At 55.3% G+C, this 21,598-nt stretch carries 10 protein-coding genes; 6 read left to right on the forward strand and 4 right to left on the reverse strand.

The features are described from left to right. Positions 1-27 precede the first annotated feature (27 nt). From O9K67_RS00200 to O9K67_RS00225, 6 genes are all read left to right on the forward strand, one after another. The gene (locus tag O9K67_RS00200) at positions 28-1,692 is read left to right on the forward strand and encodes a ShlB/FhaC/HecB family hemolysin secretion/activation protein (RefSeq protein WP_271044627.1); all 1,665 of its coding nucleotides are present in this window, start codon (positions 28-30) and stop codon (positions 1,690-1,692) included. A 12-nt stretch (positions 1,693-1,704) separates the two neighbouring features. Next, positions 1,705-13,821 carry a hemagglutinin repeat-containing protein gene (locus tag O9K67_RS00205; protein ID WP_271044628.1) on the forward strand — a complete coding sequence of 4,039 codons (12,117 nt, stop codon included), beginning with the start codon at positions 1,705-1,707 and terminating at the stop codon, positions 13,819-13,821. 3 nt (positions 13,822-13,824) lie between these two features. After that, on the forward strand, positions 13,825-14,157 hold the full coding sequence (locus O9K67_RS00210) for a hypothetical protein (protein ID WP_061492436.1): 333 nt from the start codon (positions 13,825-13,827) through the stop codon (positions 14,155-14,157). 440 nt (positions 14,158-14,597) lie between these two features. Beyond that, on the forward strand, positions 14,598-15,389 hold the full coding sequence (locus O9K67_RS00215; RefSeq protein ID WP_061492437.1) for a hypothetical protein: 792 nt from the start codon (positions 14,598-14,600) through the stop codon (positions 15,387-15,389). Between the two features lie 246 nt (positions 15,390-15,635). Then, positions 15,636-16,232 carry a hypothetical protein gene (locus tag O9K67_RS00220; RefSeq protein ID WP_061492438.1) on the forward strand — a complete coding sequence of 199 codons (597 nt, stop codon included), beginning with the start codon at positions 15,636-15,638 and terminating at the stop codon, positions 16,230-16,232. Positions 16,233-16,409: 177 nt separating this feature from the next. After that, on the forward strand, positions 16,410-17,324 hold the full coding sequence (locus O9K67_RS00225) for a LysR family transcriptional regulator (protein WP_061492439.1): 915 nt from the start codon (positions 16,410-16,412) through the stop codon (positions 17,322-17,324). Positions 17,325-17,679: 355 nt separating this feature from the next. Here O9K67_RS00225 and O9K67_RS00230 read toward each other — a convergent pair whose 3' ends face one another. From O9K67_RS00230 to O9K67_RS00245, 4 genes are read right to left on the reverse strand one after another with little or no spacing between them, the layout of a single operon-like run. Then, complete coding sequence (locus O9K67_RS00230) at positions 17,680-18,537, reverse strand: fumarylacetoacetate hydrolase family protein (protein ID WP_061492440.1); 858 nt, start codon at positions 18,535-18,537, stop codon at positions 17,680-17,682. A gap of 26 nt (positions 18,538-18,563) precedes the next feature. Continuing rightward, on the reverse strand, positions 18,564-19,172 hold the full coding sequence (ttdB, locus tag O9K67_RS00235; RefSeq protein WP_061492441.1) for a L(+)-tartrate dehydratase subunit beta: 609 nt from the start codon (positions 19,170-19,172) through the stop codon (positions 18,564-18,566). Further along, on the reverse strand, positions 19,169-20,068 hold the full coding sequence (gene ttdA / locus O9K67_RS00240; protein WP_271044629.1) for a L(+)-tartrate dehydratase subunit alpha: 900 nt from the start codon (positions 20,066-20,068) through the stop codon (positions 19,169-19,171). The genes ttdB and ttdA overlap by 4 nt, the downstream gene beginning before the upstream one ends. A 20-nt stretch (positions 20,069-20,088) precedes the next feature. Next, positions 20,089-21,384: an MFS transporter gene (locus tag O9K67_RS00245; RefSeq protein WP_061492442.1), complete on the reverse strand. Its 1,296-nt coding sequence runs from the start codon at positions 21,382-21,384 to the stop codon at positions 20,089-20,091. Positions 21,385-21,598: the final 214 nt, after the last annotated feature.

The following is a 21,598-nucleotide window of genomic DNA, read 5'->3' on the forward strand; positions in this document are numbered from 1 at the left end:
ATTTATTGGGTCAGGACTTTTTTTCTCATGGATGAACGCGTGCGTTATCTGGTTTTATTTTTATTCCTGGCGACAACGGCGCAGGCCGCGCCTTTGTCTCCGGCCGATCGCGACGCCGTGCGTCAGCAGCAGGAACAACTGCTGCTGCAGAACCAGCAACAGCGCGACGAACTGGAGCGCAGCATCCCGCTGCCGCGTGCAGGCCAGAGCGCGCCAGCCCCTCAGCCCGGTGGCCCCTGTTTTACCGTTCACACCATCACCCTTTCCGGCGTCACCCTTATCAGCGCAAAGGCGCAGCAAAAACTGACCGCGCCCTGGCTGAACCGGTGCCTGAATATGGCGAAAATAACGGAACTCACCGCCGCCATTTCTGACTGGTATATCAGCCGGGGCTATATTACCAGCCGGGCTTTTCTCACGGAGCAGGATTTATCGCAGGGGGAATTACGCCTCGTGGTGCTGGAGGGGAAATTACGCCATATCCGCCTCGACGGTGACTCCCCGCGGATGCTGAAGATGGTGTTTCCGGGGCTGGAAGGAAAAGTCCTTAATCTCCGGGATATTGAGCAGGGCATGGAGCAGATTAACCGCCTGCGCAGTCAGCCGGTGCAGATTGAAATTGTGCCGGACAGCGAACCCGGTTATTCCACGGTGAATTTAACCGCCACGCCGGAATTCCCGTTCAATGCCAGCATGTCGCTGGATAACAGCGGGCAGAAAAGTACCGGTGAAAATCAGTTAAACGGCTCGCTTGGCGGAAATAACCTGCTGGGCGTGGCGGATAAATGGTTTGTCGGCGGCGGGCGCAGCAGTGATTTCGCCACCGGTTATGACGCGCAGAGTTTCCAGACCGGGGTCAGCGTCCCCTGGGGCTACAGCCTGCTGGATTACAGCTACGTCTGGAGCAACTACCGTACCACCCTCATCAATATGGGCTACCCGTGGATTTCCACCGGTGACACGAAGACCCACCGCCTGAACCTTTCCCGCGTGGTGTTCCGTAACGGCGACATCAAAACCGCGCTCAGTGCCGGCATCACGCAGCGCTCATCGCGCAACTGGCTGAACGACGCACCGCTGACCAGCAGCACCCGCAACCTCTCCAGCCTGCAGCTGGGCGTCAGCCACACGCAGAAAATCCTCGGCGGGGTGGCGACCATTAACCCGACATACAGCCACGGCACGCCGTGGTTTAACGCCGAAACTGACGAAGACAAAACCGGCGATGTGCCGCGCGCGCAGTTTCGCAAATGGAGCCTGAGCGCCAGTTTCCAGCGCCCGGTCACCCGCGACCTGCTGTGGCTGACCAGCCTGTACGGGCAGTGGTCGCCGGACCGGCTCTACGGCAGCGAGCGCCTGACGCTCGGTGGCGAAAGCTCGGTGCGCGGTTTTAAGGAGCAGTACATCTCCGGCGACAACGGCGGTTACTGGCGCAACGAACTGAATTACGCCCTCTTCACCCTGCCGGTACTCGGGCAAATCAGCGCCACCGTGGCGCTGGACGGCGGCTGGCTGGAAAAAGACCGCCTGGACCACTATGCCAGCGGCACCGTGTGGGGGGCGTCGGCAGGCCTCGGCAGCGCCGGACGCGGGTTCGCCAGCCAGATTTCTGCCGGCACGCCGCTGCACTATCCCGACTGGCTCGGACCGGACCACGTCAGTGTTAACTGGCGTGTGGCTGTCACTTTTTAAAGGAAGACAAGGATGAATACCGATAAACCGGTTCGTTTCTCTCAGCGTGCACTCAGCTGGTTTATCATCGGCCTGCTGGTCTGGCAGCCGGTGGCCCCGTCCTTCGCGGCGGCCATCACGCCGGCCGGCCCGGCGACCATGGACAAAGCCGCCAACGGTGTGCCGGTAGTGAACATTGCCGCACCGAATGGTGCGGGTATCTCGCATAACCGGTTTAACGAGTACAACGTCGGCCCGGAGGGGCTCATCCTCAATAACGCCACCGGGCAACTGAACCAGACGCAGCTTGGCGGGCTTATCCAGAACAACCCGAACCTGCGCGCCGGGCAGGAGGCCAGAGGCATCATCAACGAAGTGACCGGCGGCAGCCGCTCACAGCTGCAGGGTTACACCGAGGTGGCGGGGAAAGCCGCCAACGTGATGGTTGCCAACCCGTACGGCATCACCTGTAACGGCTGCGGCTTTATCAATACGCCGAATGCCACCCTGACCACCGGTAAACCGCAGTTTGACGCGGCGGGCAACCTGGCGGCGCTGGAGGTGACAAAAGGCACGATTACCGTGGAAGGGAAGGGGCTGGATGCCAGCGGCAGCGATGCGCTGTCGCTGATTGCCCGCGCCACCGAAGTGAATGCCGCGATTCATGCGAAGGATTTGACCGTCACCACCGGGGCGAACCGGGTGGATGCCGCCGGGAAAGCGACGGCGGGTGCCGGAGAGGGGGCAGCACCCGTGGTGGCGGTCGATACCGGCGCGCTGGGCGGGATGTACGCCAACCGTATTCACCTGGTCTCGACGGAAAAAGGGGTGGGGGTCAACCTCGGCAACCTGACGGCGCGGCAGGGCGACATCACGCTGGATGCAAACGGCAGAATGACCGTGAAAAACAGCCTCGCCGGCGGTTCACTCACGGCGAAGGGCGACGGTGTGACGCTCAGCGGCAGCCACAAGGCGGGTGGCGACATCGCGGTTAACAGCACGCAGGACGTGGCGCTGAACGGCGCCACGCTGGCGGCGGACGGTAAACTGACGCTCAGCGGCAGTGGCAATACCACGCTGACGGGCAGTTCGCTGACCAGCGGCGGGGAGATGGCGGTTTCCGGGAAGCAGATTGCCACCGATACCGCCAGCCAGGCGAATGCGGCGGGGAATGTCCATCTGAATGCCAGCGACATTAACCAGCAGGGCTCGCTGATTTCCGGCGCGGACATGACCCTGGCGGCAGACAACGCCACACTGAACGGCACGCAGGCGGCAAAAGGCACGCTCAGCGTCAGTGCGAAAACGCTGCGCCACAGCGGTAAAACGGCGGCATCTGCGGTGACGATGACCACGCCAGATGCGTTCACCAACAGCGGCACGCTGGTAGCGGACAGTCTGAATCTGAGCGGGCAGCAGATCATCAACAGCGGCCTGTTGCAGGGCACCCGTTCGCTGAACCTGCAAACCGGGCAGCTGGATAACCTCGCCAGCGGCACGCTTTACTCTGCCGGTGATTTCACGCTCACCCTTCCTGAACTGAATAACGATGGCCTGATCACCAGCGACGGTGCGTTACGCCTGAGCGGCAGCACACTGGCCAACGGTGGCGAAATCAACGGTGTGAACCTGTTCAGCGATTACGCCAGTCTGAGCAACAGCGGGCGGCTGCTGGCGGATAACGGGCTGAGCCTGACGGCGGACAATATCACTAACAGCGGCCTGCTGGCCGCGAAAACCGTGGATATCACGGCCGACACGCTGCACAACCCGGGGGATATTCAGGGTGATGAGACGCTGACGCTGGCGGCGCAGACCACCGCTAACAGCGGTAATCTGCGCAGTGCAGGTGCACTGACATTGAGCGGGCAGACGCTGGAGAACGGCGGCTTGATTGCTGCAGACAGGCTGGCGCTGAATGTCGCCGCACTGACCAACAGCGGGACATTGCAGGGCACAGACCTGCTGACCGCCACCGGCACACAGCTTACCAACCAGCAGGGTGGTTTACTGCTGAGCGCGGGCAGCCTGGTGCTGAAAAACGATAGCCTGACCAACGCCGGACAATTGCAGGGCGACACGCTTGACCTCGCCACCGGAGAGTGGGTCAACACCGGGAATGCACTCGGTGAAAACGGGCTGAACGCCAGTGTCAGCGGGAATCTGACCAACCAGGGCAGACTGCTGAGCCGGCAGGCGCTGACGCTGCGGGTGGCCGGAAGCCAGAACAGCGGGTCGCTGATGGCGAAGGTGCTCGCCCTGCACGGCGATTTACGCAACAGCGGCCTGTTACAGGGAACGGAAAACCTGACGTGGGACGGCGACAGCCTGACCAGCAGCGGGCAGATGGTCAGCGGTGACAGCCTGGCGCTGCGCGGCACAGCGGTGAGTAACCAGGGCAGTATGCTGAGCCAGCATCTGGCGGATATCACCGCCACAGAGGTACTGAATGACGGCACGCTGGCGGCGAAAGACCTGCGCATTAGCGCGCCGCGTCTTACCAGTAACGGCATTTTACAGGGCAACGACAGCCTGATCCTGAACACGCAGGCGCTGGTCAACGGCAGCACCGGGCAGCTTGTCAGCGGTGGTGACCTGAACCTGGATCTGACCTCGCTGGACAACCAGGGTCTGCTGTCTGTGAATGACGGCTTCACACTTCGTGCCGACACGCTGAGCAACCGCGGCCAGATTGCCGCAGGCAGCGTCTCGGTTACCGGCCACACCGTTACCAACAGCGGCCTGATCCAGGGAACGCAACAGGCGCAGGCCACCGCGGACACCTTTATCAACGCGGAGACGGGCAAATGGCTCTCCGGCGGTGAGCTGGCTTTCAGCGCTGCGACACTGACAAACAACGGACTGTGGCAGGGTACGCAGGGCCTGACGCTGAACGCCGGCACCCTCACCACCGCCAGCGGTTCGCGCACGCTGAGCGGCGGCGATTTCACGCTGCATGCCGGACAACTGTCCACACAGGGTACATTGCAGGGCGGAAAGGTCAGCGTTACGGCAGATGACTGGATGCTCGGCGGCTCGTTGCTGAGCCTGGGGGATTTCACCGCCACCGTGGGCGGTACACTGACGCTGCCGGGTTCGCTCAGTAGCCGGGGCACGGCGGATATTCAGGCGCAGACGCTGCGTAACAGCGGGCAGCTCCTCAGCGAAGGCGATGTCACGCTGAGCGGACAGACGCTGGAAAATAACGGTGCGGTACAGGGGAAAACCCTGACGGCGCATGAGGCAGGCATTACCAACAACGGCACGCTGACCGGGCTGGACAACCTGACGCTGGACGCCGCACAACCTGCCGCCAGACTGATGGCGCGGATGGCGATGGCCGCTCCGCAACTGACGCTGATCAACGGCGAGACCGGTTCACTGTTAACGCAGGGCACGCTCAGTATCACCGCCGGGGCGGTGGACAACGGCGGGATCTGGCAGGGCAACGCGATTCTGCTGGCGGCACAGTCGCTGGATAACCGCGGCGCAATCCGGAGCGCGGGCGACCTGAACCTTCAGCTTACCGGCAACCTGAATTCAGCCACGGGCAGCAAAATCACCGCCCTGGGCACGGCGGCCCTGCAGGCATTGTCGCTGAGTAATCAGGGGCAGTGGGCGGCGAAAAACCTGACCCTGCGCGCAGACGCGCTGACCAACAGCGGAGCCGTCAGCGGCAGTGACGGACTGACGGTCGCCCTGACGGGTAATGCGACCCAACTGGCGGGCGGTTCGCTGGCCAGTAACGGCGCGCTGACCCTGAATGCGGACACGCTCGGCAACGCCGGCAACATCCAGGGGAACGGGCTGACGGTCACGGCGAATTCACTGACCAACAGCGCAGGCGGTGAACTGGTGAGTACGCAGGGGCTGACCCTGACCACGCCGTCGCTGTTTAACTACGGGCTGATTCAGGGCGCGGGGGACATCCGCGTCGACAGCACCACCCTGGCGCGCAACGAGGGCAGGCTGCTCTCCGGCGGGCAACTGACGCTGACCACCCCGCAGTACACCGGCGCGGGCTGGCTGCAGGCCACTAATCTCATCCTCAACGCTGCACGTAACGGCGGCACCGGCACGCTGCTGGCCGACCAGATGACCCTTACCGGCGACAGCTTCACGAACCAGGGCACCACTCAGGCGAATACCCTGGCGCTCAGTTACCGGCAACTGACCAACAACGGCACACTGCTCGGTAAGAACCAGCTGACGGTGAACGCCACGCAGGTGGAGCAGTCCACCGGCGGTAAGCTGTTCAGCGGCGGCGACCTGTTTGTGGGCGCGGCTGGTTTGAATGCACTGGGTCAGGTGGTGGCGCTGGGTAACCTGACGCTGCAACTGACGAACGCCTTTACCGCAAAAACCACGCTGGCGGCAGGCAAAACCCTGAGCGTCACCAGCAACGGTGCGATAGATAACCAGAGCGTGATGCAGGGCCAGGCGGTGAACCTGAGCGCGGGCGGACAACTGACCAGTAGCGGGCAAATCACCACCGGCAGCGGCGCGAGCACATTAAGCGGCAGCGCCATTGTGCTGAACGGCAACAGCGCCCTTCAGGGTGGCGGCGATATTACGCTGGCCAGCCGGGGGAATATCACCGTAAACGGTTTTGCCGGCACGACAGGCAGCCTGACGCTGAGCGCGCCGGGCGCAATTATCAACACCGCGCTGCTGTATGCGGCAAACAACCTGGCGCTGTATGCCAACAGCATCACCAACCAGCGCGGCGATATGCTGGCGGGCAATAACCTGTGGCTGCAACGGGATGCGGCCGGTAATGCCAACGGCGAGGTGATCAATACCTCCGGCAATATTGAGACGACAAACGGCGATATCACCATTAAGACCGGGCATCTGTTGAACCAGAGGGATGGGTTGACAGCAAATACTGTAACAAGCTCGGCTCAGGTTATTCCGGGCGTTGGGCAATCCATCCTCCGTGTTCCTTATTCTCTGCTTCCTGCGGGAAGCTATGGGTATTACACCACCAAAACCTATGAGGAAAAAGGCGGGGGCTGTGCGGGAGCGGATGGCGGATGTACTTCATGGATAGTAACGGCATATCACTATGCGCCGTTCAAAGGGTATGGCACGCAAAAATTTGTTTTAAGTGAAACTCGGACGGATGTAAGCAGTAATGGCGGAAGTGCGCGTATCACATCAGGCCGGAATGCGGTGATTTCGGCAGGTGTGCTGGACAACAAAGCCAGTGACATCCTTAGTACAAATGATCTGTTGTTACAGGGGACACAGCTTAATAACCAGAGCTGGCAAAGCAGTACCTCCGCGGACGTTCTTGTTTATCAATATGGCACGGGGAAAAAAGTAACCTATGCCGAATATGCTATTCCTGACGGCGGGTTAGATAACAAAAGAAGCAAGTATTCGGAGTATGAAACAGATATTGTTTATACCCTGATCGGGCACGAAATACAGACAACACTGGGCCAGCTTTACCGCTCAGTCATTCAGGCGGGTGGCAATGTCACTGCCAATTTCAGCAACAATATCAGTAATACGAACACCACGGCTCACTCTGGTGGTGTCACAGGAACCCTCACTGCCCCGTCACTGAATACTCTGAGCAATCAACGTATTGGCGGTAGCGTGGCAAAACAGGCCTTGGCAAACGGCCCGGCAGCAGTGAACTCTCCGCAGTGGCAGGATCAACTGCACAACGCCCTGCAACAGATTAACGGCGGCGGCGTGCTGAGCGGCATTGGCGCACAGCAAAAAGACAAGGCCAATCTCGGCAGCCTCGCCAGCGCAGGCGTGACTAATGCGGTGCTGAAAAACACCGTACCTGGCCAGCACCAAAGCAAATCCGTTGATACCAGCGCCTATCCGCTGCCGTCCGGCAACAGCGGTTATTTTGTGGTGTCGGATAACCCGAAAAGCCCGTACCTCATCACTGTTAACCCGAAACTCGACGGTCTCGGACAGCTTGACCCGAACCTGTTTGGTGATCTCAACAAACTGCTGGGTATCAGCCCCTCAGCCGCCCCGCGTGAAACTAACAGCGCCTATACCGACGAGAAAAAATTCCTCGGCTCCTCGTACATGCTGAGCCGCATCAAACTGAACCCGGACTACGACTACCGCTTCCTCGGTGATGCAGCATTCGATACCCGTTATGTCAGTAATGTGGTGCTGAACCAGACCGGCAGCCGTTACCTTAACGGTATCGGTTCCGACCTCGACCAGATGCGTTACCTGATGGATAACGCTGCCAATGCCCAACAGTCACTGGGGCTGCAATTTGGCGTGGCGCTTTCGGCCGATCAAATTGCATCACTGGATCACAGCATTTTGTGGTGGGAAGCCGCCACGATTAATGGCGAAACGGTGATGATCCCCAAAGTCTACCTGTCGCCAAAAGACGTGACGGTAAACAACGGCAGCGTGATAGCCGGGAACAATGTCAGCCTGGAAGGCGGCAGTGTCACCAACAGCGGCAGTACATTGCTGGCGAAAAACGACCTCAGCGTTGAAAGCGCCGGGGCGATCACCAACACCCACGACGCGCTGATCAAAGCGGGCGGCAATGTCGATCTCAGCGCGATTGGCGATATCAACAACGTCAGCGCTGCCATCAGCGGTAAAACGGTAGTACTTGAGAGCCTCGATGGCAGCATCAATAACCTCACCCTTGCCGACCAGTACTCGCTGGATGCGAAAAGTAAACGGGGTTCGGTCAGCATCAAGGACACAACACTGGGCAGTATCGCCAGCATTACCGCACAGGATGGTCTGTCGCTGACGGCGGGCAAAGATATCACCCTGACCGGCTCCGCGCTGAAATCAGGGGGCGATCTGCTGATGGATGCTACGGGCAATATCGCCGTTAACGCCATCCAGAAAAACGATGCTTATGCTCAGTCAGGCTTCACTTCGGGCTATGCTCGCACAACTGCGACCAGCAATGCCGATGTTTCTTACCAGGGCAGCGCCATTACTGCAGGTGGCAATCTTACGATGCGGGCGGGTAACGATCTGACGCTTAGCGCCAGTGATGTCAGCGCCGGGAAAAACGCGCAGCTCGCAGCCGGGAATGACCTGAACCTGAACGCAGAGAAGACCAGTCAGAACAGCCGCAACGGTAAAAGCGAAAACCATAGCACTGGCCTTGATCGCACTACCGTCAGCGCGGGTAATAACCTGACGCTGACCGCAGGCCAGGACATCAATTCGCAGGCCGCCGGGCTGGCGGCAGAGCAGCAGGTCGGCTTGCAGGCAGGCCGCGACGTCAATCTGCTGGCGGAAGCGAGCACCCAGGGCGACAGCTACAAAGCCAGTAAGAAAACGGTCATTAACGAGAAGGTTCGCCAGCAGGGCAGCGAAATCAGCAGCGGCACCAACACGGTCATCGTGGCCGGTCGCGACATGAACGCAGACGCAGCGCAGGTTCTGGCAAAAGGTGACGTCGGCGTTTCTGCCGGGCGTGATATTAACCTGAACACCGCCACCGAAAGCGACTATTCATACTTTGAAGAAACCAAAACCAAAAAAGGTTTCCTGAAAAAAACCACCACCCACACCATCAAAGAAAACAGTCAGACCAACGAAAAAGGCACGCTGCTGAGCGGTGATAACGTCTCGCTGAACGCCGGTAATAACCTGCTGGTGAAAGGATCCGCTGTGGCTGCTGAAGGGGATATTGCCCTGAAAGCGGGCAACGATGTCACCGTTGAAGCGGCGACGGAAGAGTCTTCTCACTACAGCATGAAGAAGACGAAGAAAAGTGGCGTCTTTGGCGGTGGTCTGGGCATCACCATTGGTTCGCAGTCTTCTCAGGTGTCGCGTAAGGGCAGCGAAGTCGCACAAAGCGATGCACGCAGCGTGATCGGCACCACCGGCGGCAATGTGATTATCAAGGCCGGTAACCAGGCGACGCTGAGCGCCGCCGATGTGGTCGCAGCGCGTAAACAGGGCGATACCGAACGTAAAACCGGCCATATCGACATCACCGCCAGCGATATTGCAATTATCCCTGGTAAGGATGTGGTGCAGGAGACGGTGAAACAGTCCAGCAAGAGCAGTGGCGTGGGCATCTCCCTCTCCAACCCGATTATCGATGCGGTGCGCAACGTGCGTGACATCATCAAGATGGGTGGCAGTGGCATCACACAGGGGAAAACACTGGCAGGTGAAGCCGCAGCGACCTTTGCCGATCTTGGTAGCGGCACCTCGTTACCGATCAGCTACGGGCGTTCGTCGTCAAAAAGCGAATCCCATTATTATGGTGAGTTCGCCACCGGCAGCAACCTGACAGCGGCAGGTAATATCCAGTTGGATGCCACCGGAGCAAAAAGCCCGGGCGATGTGCTGATTGGTGGCAGCCGCCTCGGCGCGGGCGAAGCGGTGATTATCGATGCGAAAAACAATGTCGATATCGCCACCTCAACTGACAAAGAACGCCTGAGCACCAGCGCCAGCAGCAGTAGCTGGAGCATCACAACGCAAGCACCCACCATCGGTTCTGCTATCCGTACCGTGAGTGGTGGGCCGAACCACGGCGCTAAAATTCTGCCGTTCGGCATGGAGAAATCCAGCAGCAAGGGGGACAGGCAGACCACCACGCAGACCGGCAGCGAGATTTCTGCGAAGGACATCTACATCACCAGCCAGAATGGGCATGTGAATGTTTCTGGTAGCTCTTTGGCGTCAATTAACGACCTGCTGTTGTCGGCGAAAAACGGCGATATCAACGTCACCACCGGCAATAACACCGTCTATGACAAGCAGAGCGGCAGCCAGAGCATGGTCGGCGCCCTCGGCGGCGACGGTTATAGCGGCAAAGTCGGCTACAGCAGCTCAAAACATGCCTCGCAGCTCGACAGCAACCAGCAGAGCACGCTGCGTAGCCAGATTGCCAGCAAAGATGGTGATGTGGCGCTGCAGGCGAAAAAAGATGTATCGGTGAATGGTGCGGACATCAGCGCCGGTAAGTCGCTGGCGATCAGTGGCGAGAATGTGCGCCTGGATGTCAGCGAAGACCGTCTGCATACCCAGAGCGAGTCCTCTTCGACGCAATACGCCGCGACAGCATCGACATCTGGTTGGGTCGTCTCCGCGGCACAGGCGCTGGAGAATGCTGCACGCTCGGCAGAAGAGGGGCGCGACCCACGCCTGACGGGGATCTATGCCGCACAGGCCGGACTGACCACCGCCGTTAACGTGGCGAAAGAAGCCTATGACTCGTCAATGGTGCGGGTGAGCGTGGGGGTTTCTGCTGGCTCCTCGAAAGAGAAACACGATTACCGCAGCCAGCAACAGCAGGGCAGCAACCTGGTTGCTGGTGAATCGGTGATCGTCAAAGCCGATCAGGATATCACTGCCCAGGGCATCACTATCACCGGTAAAAACGTGGTGCTGGATGCCGGACGCGACATCACGCTGACGGCAGCGCAGGACACGGATAAACAGAAGAGCAGCAGCAGTGGCAGTCAGTACTCCCTGGGCGTGAGCTTCTCGGCGATTGGTCAGCAAAACGGTTTCTCAGTGGATATCGGTGCCAGCCGTTCGCAGAGCAAAGAGAACGGCAGCAGCCTGGTTAATCACAATAGCCAGATCCACGCGGATGAGACGCTGAACGTCAATAGCGGGCGCGATACCACGTTGCAGGGCGCGGAGCTTCATGGCGACCGGGTGATTGCCGATGTGGGCCGTAACCTGACCATCAGCAGCCAGCAGGACAAAGCCGAATACGACAGTAAATCCAGCTCCACGGGTGTGAACGTCAGCATCTGCGTGCCGCCTATTTGTGCCGGTTCCTCGGTGCAGGGCAGCGTGAGCGTCAGCAACGGTAAGATGAAGAACGACTACCAGTCGGTCATCGATCAGAGCGGGATTTTTGCCGGTAAGGGCGGCTTTGATATCAACGTTGGCAGCCACACGCAACTGGACGGCGCAGTGATTGCCTCGAATGCGGATGCAGCGAAAAACCGTCTCAGCACCGATACGCTGGGTTGGAGCGATATTCATAACAAGGCTGAGTCCAGCGGTAGCCAGTTCGGCCTGAGCGTCTCTGGTGGTGTGGAGAAAGTGGAGAAAACCGGGGATCTCAAAACCCCTACCAACGATACCGCGAAAGAGAACCAGAAAGGCGAGTACAAAGCGATGCCAGGCGGGCTGCCGTCGATGACGATGGCGAGCGTGTCGGAAAGCGCCAGCAACACCACGCACAGCGCGATTGCTGCAGGCGACATCATCATTCGCGACAAGGCGAACCAGCAGCAGGATGTGGCAAACCTGAGCCGTGATACGGCAAATGCGCACAACGCGCTGGAAAACAACTTCGACAAGCAGGCCATCAAAGACAAGCTAGAGATTCAGCAGCAGGCGACGTCGCTGGGTACGCAGGCAATGACGGCGTATATGGACAGCAAGCTGGACGCTGCGAAGAAGAAAGTGCGTGACGAGATGGCGGCGCGCGGCGAGCTGAACGGGCTGAGCGATGAGGAGATCAACGACAAAGTCACCGCGTCGGCTGAATTTAAAGAGGTGGATAAGGAGTACGGCATCGGCAGCCCGTTCTGGACCGCAAGTTCGGCGATGACCGGGTTACTGGCGGGTGTGCTTGGCGGCAATGTGCAGAGCGGTATGGCGGCGGGCGCAGCACCGGTGCTGGCGAAACTGGTGAAAGAGGCCGCAGGCAAAAACGAAGCGGCACGTATAGCGCTACATACGGTGATTTCCGCCGCGCTTGCCAAAGCACAGGGCGGTAATGCCACCGCAGGTGCCATCGGCGGGTTTATCGCCTCCGCCGGGGCGAAACAATTTGCTCAGGCGCTGTATGGCAAAGATGCAGATCAATTAAACCCGGATGAGAAGATGGTGATCCTCAACCTGGTGTCGGCAGTGGGGGCAGTCGGCGGCGGTGTGGCAACCGGCAACACCAACGGCATGGTCAGCGCAGGGAATGCGGCGCGGGTTGAGGTTGAGAATAATACTTTAGCCAATCACATGGAAAAAACCGTTATTGACAGGCTGGCTAAAGAAGGTGTGGCGACAAAACAAGAAATTGACGCAGCAGCCTGTGCGCTCCTCAAATGCTCTGCTGAATTTGCGGAGGGAACAGCAGAAAAAGCCTACTACGAAAATCTCGAAAAAACTGGCAGCAAGCCGGAATATGCAGCCCTTCGTGAACAATTGGCTAATGAAAAATTTGCGGTTAGCTATAAGGATCCATTAACCGGAGAAAATGTCACTATTTCCGTGGCGCTATTCCAGTACACTGACGTTAATGCCATTCTGGACGGCGCTTCATACGTCAATGGCGAATACCAATTGACCACCCGGGGCGCAGGGCTTCTTCAGGCGGCAGGCGGTGCTGCTGAAATGATTGGGGGCGGAGCCAGTTGCGCAGGGATTGTCACTTGCGCCGCTGGTGTGATTGTAGCAGCTTCAGGCTATGATAACTTACAAGCAGGCTCCCAGACTTTAGCTTCTGGCAGACCAACCAAAACCGCAGGTGCAGAACTACTGGAAACACTGGGTGTTTCGCCAGAATATTCGGAAATAGTCTATGCTGGCGTAGGGCTGGGAGGGGCTACAACACTAGTCTTTAAATCGGCCAAGACTGGCGAAGTTATTAATGTTGCGGTGTCTAAAGAAGGGCAGGTTACAAAAACTGGAAGTGTTGAACCACCACTGATAAAGAATAGTGATGGGATTTATGAAGTAAAAATAAATGCCACCCCATTGGAAGGTCAAAGTCGTTTAAATACTTTAGATATTACAGGTAATAACCAATACAACCCTGCTGAAGCCGCTGCAGCTGCAAGACTGGAAACTGTTCTGGGTACAATGGAACGGATAACAGAGACTGCCTCAATTGGCAAGAATGCAGACTTTATTATCACAAGTGGATCCAATGCAGGAAAAACTGTAGATTTAATGTATACAACAAAGAATTTGTCTCAGAAAGAGGTTAATGGGATTAATAAATTTTTTGAGAAGAACATGACAATGTCTAAGGCTCCTGGTAAATTACCTAATGGGCAGCAGCAGATAATTGATCATTTAAATAAAGCTGATATTGTTCCTGTTGATTTCAGTGTGTTGAATTCAGAGAATCAAAAAATATTTACTGACTTCATCAAAACATTACCTAAATCACAACAAGATAAAATAGTTATAATGAGGTAAGGTATGGGTGCTACTTTTTTTATAGGCTATCCCCAAGATAAGGATTTACATACAACCTTAAACAGGACTGAATCTGATGCTTTAGAAGCATTACTTGATGAAGCACTGGTAGGGAAATATAGCCACATTCATGATATCGTAATGGAAATGCTAGTTTTAGATCAGATTAGCTTTACGGAATTAAGTAGCTCTGATTTTAATACCGCCATTCAGGCTGTTCGTAATTGTTTGCATAGTAGAAATGAGCCTAATGAATGGCAACTATATCAAAAACGTATATGGGAAAAAGAACTGGAACCCTTAATGCAGCAAGATGATCGTTATTGTGGAGAATAACTGGATTGTGTATGTACTGGCTGCAGTAGGTATAGATAAGGCTGATAACCCTGTCAGGGTTAAGCCATGTTTAATTAGATTTTAGATGCTACACAAAACTGGCAGTAACTTATTTATAGGCGAAGTTAGAGTTATTCCAAAATTATCATTTTTTCCCTGTGCATTTCATTCTATACAAAAAATCCTGTAGGTCTTTTTGATAAAAATAACTCAATCTAATTTTCATTATAGTCAAAACATTAAAATAATTTTATTGACTAAATTACCCGACCTTAGATTTGGTTCGCAATTAATCTTGGTATGTCCTTGAAAAAATAGGAAATTATTTCTTGGATCGGTGATGATACAAAGGTAGTAGCATACTACGATATTAATCATAAGTATATCGGTATGATCTATTATTTAAAAATCATTTCTTTTTTGATCAATAAAGAGTGAATATGTGGCAGAACATTAAAATAGAAAATGTTAGTAAGATAGAAAAAAGGTTGCAGAATTTACTGTTTGGAGGATTGATGTTTTATCTTATACAAAAAATGAAAAAATACGCCAGCTTGATATTCTTTCTTTTTCTCGCTGTGTTCTCTCTTCGCGCGATTGCGACGGAGGAGATAAAAAACGGTATACTCCAGGCTTACTGGCAACCGAACTGGAATGCTGATGCAACGGTCAATACGCCAGAGTTAGAATTTCGCTATTTTGCCTTGGGTAATAAAAAGAAAGATAACAAAGTAATTGATATTACTGTGAACGGCAGTGAAGCGCAGAAGATCGCATTTATCAAAAAGAACTTCAAGAATATCCCGGATAACTTCTTTACCTTTAAAGAGTGGTACGTTAACCAACCTGGTACGATGAAAGTGCCTGCGGTGATTAAATATAGGGAATGCAACGCAGATAACTATAAAGCCGATCTGCTGTCATTCCAGCCGGAGAATACTGCAAAAAACGCAGACGATATGATCGCTCAGGATTTTGGCGGCTGTGGATCAGGTACGCCTTATCTCGTGTTATATCAGCTGAAAGAGGGTGAAAAGACGTTATCCCTGAAAAGCGAGGCCAGTGAAACAGCGCCAGATTTGGCTTCGGTCAACAGTAATGAAACGCTGGCTAAAATCAGAACCGTCGATAACGCGTGGATCTATGTTGCAGTGTACGATGAAGCGGAAAAAGGGCATCTGAGCAACAAACGAGGGTTTGTTAAACTGAGCGCTCTGACACCGCTGAACTGATAACGCACGACATAGCGAGTGATCATTCATTGCACTGCTCATGGCATTAACGCTATGGGCAGGTATCTGCCACTACCGCTGCTTTGGTCACGGATGCTTATTTTTCATGGTTAAATCTTACCTCAAACTCCCGACATTTAATCCCGCTCTAACTGCAATGCCAGCAACAACTTTGTCTTTTCCCTGCCCGTATTGAGTTTATTCTTATCCCATCACATCATCTTGTTTTTACAAGGAGTTTTAAAAATGAAAGCGATGGTGGCGTTAGCGGCCGTGCTGTTACTCAGCGGCTGCTCAACTTATGAAATGGTGAAAGAATATAACCAGAGTATCAAAGATTATACCGGCCCGAATCGCGTGGGCGTGGCGTTCGATCTGAATAATACCGAGGCACGTATTTACCCGGAAACCGACCGCTGTATTAATCTCTATTCCAATAAAAACGGGTTTATTGGTTCCGGCTCTTTCATGGGCGATCACAAGCGAATTGGTGTGCCTTACGTCGCGGATATGACGCAAAACCGTGATGAATACTGGGTGAGCGCCGAGAAGTTTATCAGCGTGCGCATTATTTATGCCGGACGGGATGGCAGCGGCGGGATCCTGACGAACCAGGCGCGTGTGAATGAGCGCTATGTCACCTTTAAACCGGAACCGGGCGCTTATTACTATGTCAATGTTGAACGGCCAGAGTACTCACGCCTGGCTGAGCGGTATTTAAAAGTCTACAAAGTTGTTGTTCATGAATCTGGCCGCACAGAGCTGCAACCCGTGCGGGAGTGGGGCATCCATAACTGCCCTGGCCAAAAACCGTGGTATATGATCAACGGTGCCACAATATAATCCCATCAGATACAAAACGGTTATCCCGGTGATAACCGTTTTCCCATTATTTTGTTAAATAAGCCGGTATGGCGCAGTTTAACCGCGTCACATATTCACAGGCGTAATGTGTGATCCCGCCAGGAGAGCGATTATTATAGAGCGATAAAATCCAACCTATATCGTGAGGGCGTGCCGGTGGAACTTCACCAGCTCAGGTGCTTTATTGCCGTGGCGGACGAGCTGCATTTTGGTCACGCGGCGCAAAAAATGGAAATGCTGCCTTCTGCGCTGGGCCGCTATATTAAGCTGCTGGAAGAAGATCTCGGCACGCGGTTATTATCGCGCTCGACGCGCAATGTCTCCCTCACGCCCCACGGCGCGCTGTTTTTACCGGAAGCGCGGGAACTGGTGGCGCGTGCAGACGATATCGAAAAACGCTTTCAGACGCTGGCGCGGCAGAACGCAGGAAAACTGCGGATTGGCGCGATCGACAGTGCGGCGGTCAGCCTTATTCCCCATGTATTGCACCATTTTCGCGAGCGCTGGCCTGGCGTGGAACTGAGTTTTCTGGAAGATAAATCGTCACGTTTGCTGCCAAAGCTGAAAACCGGCAGGTTGGATCTGATTTTTATTCGCCCGCAAAGCCAGATGGACAGCGCGTTGCATAGCGAGTTTCTGTTTTACGAAGATGTGGTGCTGGCGATTTCCGATAAGCACCCACTGGCCAACCGCAGTGAAATCAATGTTGATGATTTACGCGATATCCCGCTGATTGTGCCGGAAAAACGCGTACGCCCGCACAGCTACGATTTAACCTTAAGCCTGTTTGAACATGCCGGTTTTAAACCGACGCTGATTCAAATTGCCGATGAAAAACAGACCATTATTAATATGGTGGCGGCAGAACTGGGCGCGGCGATTATGCCTCGTTGGGTTATGCGCATGGCGGCGCTGAATATTAAATTCATTCCGATTGGCGAAGGTTATGACTCGATTCGCAGTAAATTGCCGATGGCCGCCGTATGGGTGGCAGGGGCACGGGATGAAGCGCGGGATAATATGATGCAAGTGGTAATGCATGAATTACCGGTGATTTCGGATCTCTATTAACCTGGTAAATCCCCTCTCCCCCGTGGGGAGAGGGCATGGAGGGGAAACCATCGCACCCCGCCACCGCGTTCGACAGCGCGTTTCGCCGGACGGCCAGGTTCGTTAAGTTCCCTCTCCCCTGTGGAGAGAGGGCCTGGAGGGAAAACCACAGCACTACGCCATTGCATTCGACAGCGCGTTTCGCCGGGTGCCAGGTGCGTTAAGTTCCCTCTCCCCTGTGGGGAGAGGGTCAGGGTGAGGGGAAAACCACAGCACTACGCCACCGCGTTCGACAGCGCGTTTCGCCGGGCACCAGGTGCGTTAAGTTCCCTCTCCCCTGTGGGGAGAGGGTCAGGGTGAGGGGAAAACCACAGCACTATGCCATTGCATTCGACAGCGCGGTAACGCGATTGACCAGGCGGCCAATGTTGCCGATTTCCACCTCGATCACATCCCCTTCCTTCATAAACAGCGGCGGCGTCCGTTTTTTGCCCACGCCCCCCGGCGAACCGGTAATGATCACGTCGCCTGCCTGCAGCGGGCTAAAGCGGGAGATATATTCCACCAGCATGGCGACGGAGTTGATCATATTGTGGGTCGAATCGTTCTGCACGCGATTGCCGTTCAGCCATGTGCTGATCGCCAAATCCTGCGGGTCGCGGATCTCATCGCGGGTCACCATCCACGGGCCGAACGCGCCGGTTTTGCGCCAGTTCTTGCCCGACGTGAACCAGGTATACTGCATATCACGTACTGAGCCATCCATAAAACAGCTGTAACCGGCGATATGCTCTAACGCGTTGTCGCGGCTGACATTGTCCGTATCTTTGCCGATCACCACCGCCAGCTCGCCTTCGTAATCAAACTCATTGCTGCTGTCGGGTTTGCACACCACATCGCCGTGTGCGGAGAGCGTATCCGCGAAGCGAACAAACAGGGTCGGCGCATCGATGGTTTGTTCGAACTCGATCCGCTTTTCCATGTAGTTCATGCCCACGCAGAAAATTTTACTGGGGTTTTCAATGACCGGCAGAAAACGGATCTCATCGGCGTGAAAATCCGCCTGCGCCGGGATCATCGGCGTCAGTTCCGCCAGCGCATTGCCCGCGATGGCGGATTTCAGGTCCGGGAAATACGCCGATAAGCGTTTCCCCAAATCAAAAACCTGCGTGCCGTCAATGCAACCCCATGTTTTTTCACCGGATGTTGGGTTAACAAAACTCAGTAACTTCATGATAATACCTGTGCCTGAACGGCGGGTTATTTAATAAACTTAACCTGCTGATTAATCTCTTCAATAATCGGCAGTTTTCGGGCGTTGTAGACTTTCTTGTTCTCTTCGAACAGGTTATTGCCTTCGCAGTCGATCGAGATAATTAACGGGCCGAACTCTTTTACCCGGTTGACCCACAAGGTCTCCGGCATCCCTAAATCGCGCCACTGGGCATCTTCGATTTTCTCTACGCAGGTGGCCGCCAGCACCGCGCAACCGCCAGGGAACACCGCGTGCACCGCTTTGTGCGTGCGGCAACCCTCTTCGGTGTTCGACCCCATCCCGCCTTTACCGACGATCAGCTTCACACCCGTCTGCTCGATAAACTCTTTCTCGAACTTTTCCATACGCATGCTGGTGGTCGGCCCAATCGAGATCATCTCGAATTCATTTTCGCCTTTCTCCACCACGATTGGACCGGCGTGGAAAATCGCCAGACCTTTCAGGTCGACCGGCAGTTCGCGCTTTAACTCAATCAGGCGGCGGTGCGCCACGTCGCGGCAGGTCACCAGTGTGCCGGTCAGGTAGACAATGTCGCCAGGTTTCAGGGAGAGTAAGTCTTCGTCTTTAATGGGTGTGGTGAGCACTTTTTTCATAATACAGCCCCCTGGTGGGAAAGAATTTCGTAAGAGAGATCGGCGTTAAAACGGATCGCGCCGCGGCGGTGCGCCCAGCAACCGGTGGAAACCGCCACGCCAATGGTCGACGGGTGGCGGGCGGAGGACTCAATGTTGACGCCCATCACCGACGCTTTGCCGCCCAGGCCCTGTGGCCCCAGTCCGACTTTGTTCAGACCCTCTTCCAGCAGTGCTTCCATTTTGGCGGCGTCCGGGTTCGGGTGGCAGGAGTCCACCGGGCGCAGAATCGCTTTCTTGGAAAGACGCGCAGCTGTTTCTACCGACGTCGACACGCCAACGCCAACCAGCAGCGGCGGGCAGGCATTCACGCCGTAGGAGGTGATCACGTCAAACACGAACTGGTTGACGCCTTCATAGCCCTGGCCTGGCATCAATACTTTAGCCGCGCCCGGCAGCGAGCAACCGCCGCCAGCCATGTACACTTCAATGGTGCAGCTGTCGTCATCCGGGATGATTTCCCAGTCCAGCCACGGTATGCGCGAGCCGGTATTGGTGCCGGTGTTTTTCTCAATGAAGGTTTCTACTGCGTTGTGGCGCAGCGGCGCTTTTTTGGTGGCTTCCAGCGTGGCGGTTTTCAGAATCGACTCCAGCCCGCTTAAGTAGGGGAATTTCGCCCCGCAGGTGATGAAGTACTGGATCACCCCGGTGTCCTGGCAGCACGGGCGATCCAGCTCGTCGGCCCGTTTCTGGTTCTCAAACATGGAGTCGTACACCGCCACGGCCAGCGGTGCGTCCTCTTCCGCACGCAGTGCTTCGAGTTTTTTCATAACGTCTGTTGGCAGACGTTTCCCGACATACCCGGTAAAGCGGGTCATCACGTCAGTTAATAACGAAATTGCTTCAGATGTGCTCACAATATGCTCCATTTCTTATTTCAGGCTAATGAGCTCTTCATTGCCTTACGTTTACGGCTAATTTCGATAGAGAGGGTCAGGACGGCGGAAACCACCAGCATGCCTGCCACGCACCAGAGGGCGAGAGAGAAGTCACCGGTGGTCTCTTTCAGCCAGCCGATCACCGCCGGGCCAGCGAACCCACCCAGGTTGCCAATTGAGTTGATGGCAGCGAGGCCTGCTGCCGCAGCCGGTCCATTGAGGAACAGCGACGGGATGCTCCACAGCGGTGGCTTACAGGACGAGATACCGACGTTGGCCATCACCAGCGCGAAGATCGCCAGCGGCAGGCTGTGCACCAACCCGGCGAGGATAAAACCGAGGCAGGCGAACAGGCAGGCGCTGACTACGTGCCAGGTACGCTCTTTGGTTTTGTCGGAGTGTTTTGCCCACAGGATCATCGCCACAATCGACAGTGCCGCCGGGATGGCATTAATAAAGCCAATCTGGAACGTGGTCAGGCCGAAGGATTTAATAAACTGCGGCGACCAGATATTCAGCGAATAGAGGCCCGCCGACGTACCGAAATAGACCACCGCCAGCGTCAGCACGCGGATATCGGTCAGCCCTTTCCAGATACTGGTTTTCGCCTGACTGCCTTTGTTCTGGTTCTCTTCCGCCAGGGTGTTAATCAGCCACTGGGTTTCATCTTTGCTCAACCAGCGGTTTTTCTCCGGACGATCGTTGAGGTAGAAGAAGGTGAAAATACCCAGCAGGATGGCGGCAGCGGAATCCAGCATAAACATCAGTTGCCAGCCTTTCAGGCCAAACGCACCGTGCATGCTTAAAATGGTGCCTGCCAGCGGCGAGCCAATCATCGACGAAATCGGCGCGGCCGCCATAAAGAACGCGATCACCTGCGCACGGCGTTTAATCGGGAACCAGGTGCTTAAGTAGAGAATAATACCGGAGAAGAACCCGGCCTCAGCGACGCCTAATAAAAAGCGCAGAACATAAAAACCGGTCGAGGTTTCAACAAACATCATGCAGGCGGCAATAATACCCCAGCTCACCATAATACGGGCCAGCCAGATACGCGGCCCGACTTTCTGCAAAATAACGTTTGAGGGAATATCTGTTAAGAAATAGCCAATAAAAAACATGCCCGCGCCAATACCAAATACCGTGGAGGAAAATCCTAAGTCCTGGTTCATAGTGAGCGCGGCGAAACCTATATTTATGCGGTCAAAGAATGCAATAAAATAAGCAAACATCACAAAGGGTACGATACGCCAGGATATTTTCCTGAGCGTAACCTGTTCAGTTGTAGAGTTCATAACATTGTTTTCCAGCAGTTAAAATAATAATGACAGGCAACGTTACGGAATAAAAATGCGACCTGCTGACGAAACAACTATGAGAGGAATAAAACGGGGGATCATCCGGCGATGATTATATAAAAAATGCAAATAATTGATGGTGAAACAAAAACTGCGACGGAAATCCCGCTCGCGATCAATAAAACCTTAAAAACAGTGCGATTATTAACAG

This window comes from Kosakonia oryzendophytica (assembly GCF_027886705.1).
In the GTDB taxonomy this organism is placed as follows: domain Bacteria; phylum Pseudomonadota; class Gammaproteobacteria; order Enterobacterales; family Enterobacteriaceae; genus Kosakonia; species Kosakonia oryzendophytica.